Source organism: Bacillus sp. mrc49, from assembly GCF_002803435.1.
Genome location: NZ_PHNG01000540.1, coordinates 1 through 6,385, shown reverse-complemented (window position 1 = coordinate 6,385; position 6,385 = coordinate 1). Strand labels below are relative to the sequence as shown.

At 42.7% G+C, this 6,385-nt stretch carries 6 protein-coding genes and 1 pseudogene; 1 reads left to right on the top strand and 6 read right to left on the bottom strand.

The window, feature by feature from the left end:
• The 4 genes from CVN76_RS05435 to CVN76_RS05420 form a co-directional block, all read right to left on the bottom strand.
• On the bottom strand, window positions 1–839 hold an 839-nt coding region (locus tag CVN76_RS05435; protein ID WP_100530549.1), incomplete at its 3' end, for a flagellar hook-basal body protein.
• A 270-nt stretch (window positions 840–1,109) separates the two neighbouring features.
• On the bottom strand, window positions 1,110–2,111 hold the full coding sequence (locus CVN76_RS05430; RefSeq protein ID WP_061141258.1) for a rod shape-determining protein: 1,002 nt from the start codon (window positions 2,109–2,111) through the stop codon (window positions 1,110–1,112).
• A 277-nt stretch (window positions 2,112–2,388) separates the two neighbouring features.
• On the bottom strand, window positions 2,389–2,661 hold the full coding sequence (gene spoIIID / locus CVN76_RS05425; protein WP_034315767.1) for a sporulation transcriptional regulator SpoIIID: 273 nt from the start codon (window positions 2,659–2,661) through the stop codon (window positions 2,389–2,391).
• 433 nt (window positions 2,662–3,094) lie between these two features.
• Window positions 3,095–3,994 (bottom strand): M23 family metallopeptidase, encoded by a 900-nt coding sequence (locus CVN76_RS05420; RefSeq protein WP_157805545.1) that lies wholly within the window; start codon window positions 3,992–3,994, stop codon window positions 3,095–3,097.
• A 152-nt stretch (window positions 3,995–4,146) separates the two neighbouring features.
• Between CVN76_RS05420 and CVN76_RS05415 the strand changes: the two genes are divergently transcribed.
• Entirely contained in the window at window positions 4,147–4,572 is a 426-nt protein-coding gene (locus tag CVN76_RS05415; protein ID WP_100530547.1) for a VanZ family protein, read from the top strand.
• Between the two features lie 20 nt (window positions 4,573–4,592).
• On the opposite strand, the gene spoIID is transcribed toward CVN76_RS05415, so the two are convergent.
• Window positions 4,593–5,630 (bottom strand): stage II sporulation protein D, encoded by a 1,038-nt coding sequence (spoIID, locus tag CVN76_RS05410; RefSeq protein WP_232732115.1) that lies wholly within the window; start codon window positions 5,628–5,630, stop codon window positions 4,593–4,595.
• Between the two features lie 197 nt (window positions 5,631–5,827).
• A pseudogene (locus CVN76_RS05405) lies at window positions 5,828–6,247 on the bottom strand (UDP-N-acetylglucosamine 1-carboxyvinyltransferase); the annotation flags it as partial.
• Window positions 6,248–6,385: the final 138 nt, after the last annotated feature.

Sequence of the window (6,385 nt, the reverse complement as noted above, 5' to 3'; positions counted from 1 at the left end):
AATCCGTTGCAGCTACTTCCATTGACCGCTTTATCCAAGCTTTTATCATAGGCTTGAAGGACCTTCTGACTGGATTCAAATGAGCGATATGCGGACATCATTTCCGTCATCGTCCTCGATTGATCGACATTTGAGCCCTCCAGGAAGCCTTGCTTGGTAGAAAATCCGCCATCTACGGCCGCATATGCGCTAGGTAATCCCTCATCATCCACAGCCTTATACAGGCCTTCCCCATCCTTCATCAGCTGTGAAGATGGATCATCTGAATAACCGATTCCCAGTCGTGCGGTTTGAACATTCCCCTCTAAAATGACACCGTCATCCGTAACGGTGAAACGGTCGCTCTCAAGCTTGATCCGTTCCTTATTTTCATTCAGGACATATTGACCTGAAGGAGTGGTTAAATATCCTTGCCCATTCAGGGTAAAACTGCCGTTACGCGTATAACGGAGGCCTCCATCCTCGTTCTGGACAGTAAAAAGCACGGAACCTTTCCGTCGATCTGCATTGATCGGCAGGTTCTCATCAGCCAAGGCCATATCGGTATGGAGTCCCGTTTCCTCCAATGTACCCTGGGTGAATAACGGGTTAGCCTCCTGTACGTAAACGCCGGTGCTAAGCCCCCCGACCTTGGAGAATCCAGGGATGGACAATTTATTTTCAGTAGGAACCGTCTTGCTCCCCATATTGCTGATGAGCAATTCAGGAAAAGACCTTACACTCGTTTGATCGGCTTTATACCCTGTTGTATTTGCATTGGACATATTGTTTGTGAGTAATTCAGTGCGCCTTTGCTGGGCAATCATCCCGGAAGCAGCTGTATAAAATCCTCTTAGCATCTTCTTCACTCCTCATTCTTTAAAGACTCCTGCCGTTCATTTCCTCATATCTTTCTTATCGGACATGAACATCGGTATCTTAAGGAAAATGAAAAGCTTTAGGCAGAAATAATATTGGTTAGGTCAGATTTAAAGGAATGGTGTTAAATACCCGATAAAAAGAAGAGGGCCTATTGCTCATCAGTACTAGAACCGCACGCACTTTCACTATGCCCCATGTTTGTCTGAACCGTAGACCCTTATCTTATGATGCAGATTTCCATCCGCTTTTTAGTTGAATTTGTGCCTTGGCAACTTGTCCATATTATCGAGCATGATTCCAGTTCCTATTGCTACACAATCCATTGGATGCTCTGCAACCAGTACAGGGACTTTAAGTTCTTCGGCAAGCAGTAAATCGATGCCGTGAAGCAAGGCTCCCCCGCCCGTTAAGATGACGCCGCGGTCGATGATGTCAGCCGAAAGTTCAGGCGGTGTCCGCTCAAGCACGCTTTTGGCAGCTTGTACAATGACGGAAACCTGCTCGCGAAGAGCTTCCTCGATTTCTTCAGAGTTGACAGAAATGGTCCTAGGCAGGCCTGACACCATATCACGGCCACGAATGTCGATGACTTCATTACGTGAACCTGGGAATACCGTCGCAACCTGGATCTTGATGTTTTCCGCTGTACGCTCACCAATCAGAAGCTTGTACTTCCGCTTGATATAATGCAGGATTTCGTTGTCGAATTTGTCACCGGCCATTTTAATGGAAGAAGATGTAACGATGTCACCCATTGACAGTACGGCAATATCCGTCGTACCTCCGCCTATGTCCACGACCATATTGCCGCTCGGTTGAAAAATATCCATGCCGGCGCCGATTGCAGCCACTTTCGGTTCTTCTTCAAGAAACACTTTTTTCCCGCCGCTTTTTTCAGCAGCTTCTTTGATTGCCTTTTGTTCGACACTCGTTATGTTTGTCGGGCAGCAAATCAGAATCCTCGGCTTGGAAAGGAAGCCCTTGACATTCAATGTATTGATAAAATGCTTAAGCATCGATTCTGTTACATCAAAATCGGCAATGACTCCATCTTTCAAAGGGCGAATGGCGATGATGTTTCCCGGGGTCCGGCCTACCATTTTACGAGCTTCTTCCCCGACTGCCAGAACACGGTTCGTATTCTTATCAATCGCCACTACCGAAGGCTCATTTAACACAATTCCTTTACCTTTGACATGTATAAGAACATTGGCTGTTCCAAGATCTATCCCAATATCTCTAGCAAACATTTCTTAAATCCTCCTTGAATATCCTCACATATAACCTACTTCTGTCCTAATTGTTTATTTTACCATATTGCATTGACACAAGTAAGTATGAATTATAAATAAACGTTAATGAATACTTTTATTTCCTATTTTACCAAAATGTAATTAATTTCAATACCATATGTACTACCTTGTTTTTGCCCATAAAAAAAACCGGCAGTGAATGGCCGTCAAGGATCGGATTTCATCCTGTCCCTGATGGCCCGACTCACATCCAAATGCCGGAATGGTCTCCTGTTTATTTGACGATTTCTTCTTCTCTTTCAGAGCGTTTATATTTTAATTTCGTTGCTTCCCCGCCCCTAAGGTGACGGATGGATTTATGATAATCCAATATATCCTTTACTTCGTTAGCCAAATCAGGATTAATTTCTGGCAGCCTCTCCGTTAAGTCTTTATGGACTGTACTTTTAGAGACTCCGAACTCTTTTGCAATGACGCGGACCGTTTTTCTAGTTTCCACGATATACTTTCCTATCTTGATGGTTCTTTCTTTGATGTAATCGTGCACACCACTCGACCTCCCCAAATTGGATGTGAGAAGTGTGAAATGAGATTCGTATTTTTCGAATCGAATACCGCTGCCCTATAAACAATGAAAGATAGAATTATTCACCTATTAGATAATTTGTAATAAACGATTCCTCACCTCAAACACTCTCTTTGCATGGTTTATAACATCTTATTAGCTTGGTTAAGAATATATGCCTAATGGGACAGGGGGTTTGGATATATTTCTAAATATGTCCTGTTTTATTTTTGTAAGGAGAAAATTATTTCCCAAGAAATTTGTCGGAAATTCAAAAGTTTCAGCATAAGTGAACGCATTTCCCCGAAAAAAAAAGAAAGCCGTCCAGAGTGAACGGCTTTCTTTTACCAAATTTTCAGTTGTTGTCATTCGTAACGCCCAAGGTTTTCGTTTTGATTTATGAAAAATCTTTTTATTAATTAGATTGATTTAACGAATCTTTTAAAGTACCGCTTTCTTCCGTTGGATCTTCAGCTGGAGTTGAGCCTTCCTTATCCGTGCCATTCTCTAAATCGGTGCCTTCGTCAGTTTCGTCAACGGCAGGAGTCTCTTCCTTGCCAGTTTCAGATTCTTCGACTGCAGGTGTTTCTTCTTTTTTGGCTGAGTCGTCAAGTTCGCTTCCTTCCGCTTCAGTTGCAGCTTGAATGGCAGAAGCTTGTTTATCAAAAAACTCGATTGGGTTCAACGCGATGTTATCTTTTCTGATTTCGAAGTGAACATGTACGCCCGCCTCTTCATTGATTTGGCTTTTTCCGGCTGCAGCAAGCGATTGTCCTTGCTTTACCTTATCGCCAACGGCAACTTTAATGTCTTTAACAGATTGATAACGAGTAACGACACCATCTTCATGCTGTACTTCGATCAAATTTCCAAGTAAGGCATCATTTTGAACTTTCGTTACATTCCCGCTTAATGAAGCCTTAACATCGAAAGACTTTCCGTCTTCCATTGCAATGTCGATCCCTTTGTTTTGCTCATATCTATTGTTGTAGAAAACCAAAGCATCTTCTTGTGCCTTTTCATCTGCATTCACATCATAAAATTGTTTCTTGATTACCGTCTTATCTGCATTGGCCACAGGCATCTTGGTTGTTTCAAGATTACTATTGACCTCTACTGACGGCTCGCCATAGTTTTTACCTGTTTCAGCTGATTCCTCTTTGCTATCTTTAGCTGAATCATTAAAACTATTTTGTAATAAGAAGGCCGCGGCTAAGATTATGGCTGCACTTGCGATATAGATTGCTGCTAACGCCCAACGCTGTTTTAGTATACGTCGGATTGTGGAAGTTGATTTCTTTTCTTCCTCTCTCATATTAATCACCTCAGCAATCATTCTGAACATTTTGTTAAGATTATATACACACATGAAAAAATTTTTTTAGATTTATTTTGTGGAAATGAAACCGATTTTATTCGCGGAATGGTAAAATGTTTGGTATCTCACTGCCGAAGGATGTTTAATTTATGAAAAAATCCCTTAAACTCGTGTTAACCTTACTGCCTTTTCTATATATGATTGCGATCTGGATCATGTCAGGCAACCCCGATGACATGATTCTTGACCTCCCATCATCTTCGATTGACCGATTTATAAAAGAGGCGCTTCATCTTGTGGAATTCGCCCTTTTGTTCATATTATTCGTATCGGCCCTTGCCGCAAACCAAAAACTGAAACCAGGCCTAAGCCTGCTGGCTGCCCTTGTAGCATGCCTCTACGGAGTCTTGGATGAATACCATCAATCCTTCATTCCGTACCGCTCAGCAACCTTAATAGATATAATAAAAGATATCATTGGAGTGGCTGCTGTCTATTTCCATGTCCAATATCATTATTTCAAGCATGGACGGGGCTTTTTGACCATCATCGAAAAAGCGACCGCAAAAAAATGAGAGACGGGATACTCCGTCTCTCATTTTTTTGCGGTCATCGTATTCAGCCATTTATTGGAGGACTGTACTTTAACTCCTTTATAATAATACTTTACGATATCTTCATAGCTTTTTCCTTCCCTGGCCATTCCATTTGCACCGTATTGGCTCATCCCTACGCCGTGCCCTGAGCCCTTTGTCGTAATGACGATCTGGTTGCCTTGGCGCTCCCAGTTAAAATCCGATGATGTCAGCCCGAGCTTTTCCCGAATCTGTTTTCCTGTTAATTTCTTGCCCCCGATTTCGACTATACCGACGCGATTACCTGAAGTCCTTTCAACGACAGTCCCTATCGTCGTGCCTGATGAAAGACTTACTCCAAGTTTGTTTTCAAAATCGGCAGAGTTCACGACAACTTTATTATAAAACTTTGGTGACTCCTCTTTATCCCACGGACTCGATACACTTCTTAAATAAGGGAAATCCGCTTGCCAATAGTCCTCCGAATTCTCCGTATAGCCATTGCTTGTGGAAAAAAATGTGGCTGTGATCGGCTTTCCATCATAGGTTAGGATTTGCCCCTCCGTTTCCTTGATGGCCTTGCTGATTTTTTTCATCTTCGATTTATAATCAGAGCCCCATTGCTTTTTGAGCTCATCGTTATTTTTATAAACTTGATGCATGACCGTATCACTCACATCGGCACCGTCAGGTAAACCTAAGCGACTCTCGCCAATAAGCTGATTGACAATGTACGTCCTTGCCGTCAACGCTTGTGCCTTCAATGCTTCTTCCTCGAATTCCGCTGGCATCTCAGCTGCAACAACGCCAGTCAAATACGTTTCCAACGGCACCTTTTCAATCTTTTTTGCATGGGTACGGTAAACGGCAACTTCAACGGAACTCATTTCATTGGCACTCACTTCATTACTGCTGTTCTTCACTTTCTTCTCTAATTGTTCTGCTAACTCACCACTTGTCTTATCATTTGAAAACGGAAGCACAAGCACTGCTGGAATCATGATAATTACGAATGCTACTGCTATGAATAGTACGATCATCGGTTTGATTGCTTTCAAACTCCTGAGCCTCCCTACACTTGTTTTCTCTGCCACGCTTAAATTTCGGCAGGATCTTTATATAACAAATGTATGTCGAAGGACAAGCATTTATGAATAGAAAAACGGCAACTCCCCTGCAAGTGCCATACATGTACCAACAACAAAAAACCATTCACGTTTCAATGACTCAAACGTGAATGGTTTTACAAGCTATCTTATGCGTTTAGATCGGCAATTTTTTTCGTTTCTGCCGGTACATCTTCATTAATGCGTTCCACATCGGCGCCTAAAGCTGCCAATTTACCGTGGAAGTTCACGTAACCTCTGTCAAGATGCTTCAATTCCGTAACGCGAGTGATGCCATCGGCAACCAATCCAGTCAGGATGAGCGCTGCTGCGGCACGTAAATCCGTTGCAGCTACTTCAGCACCTTGAATGTTAGTCGGTCCATTAACGATAACGGAGCGGCCCTCGATTTTGATATTGGCATTCATGCGGCGGAATTCCTCAACATGCATGAAACGGTTTTCGAAAACGGTCTCCGTAATCATACTTGTTCCTTCGGCACGCAACAATAATGCCATCATTTGAGACTGCATATCAGTCGGGAAACCAGGATGCGGCGGCGTTTTTAGCACCTTCTACTTTAACTGTCCCGCTAAGCCTTTTTCCGCCGCGGACGATGATTTTTTCCAAAAGTATTCCCCTCCGCGTCCATTTTCTCTATATTAATATTCAAACGTTATGATTGGTGTGCCAACTACAAAGTTCTC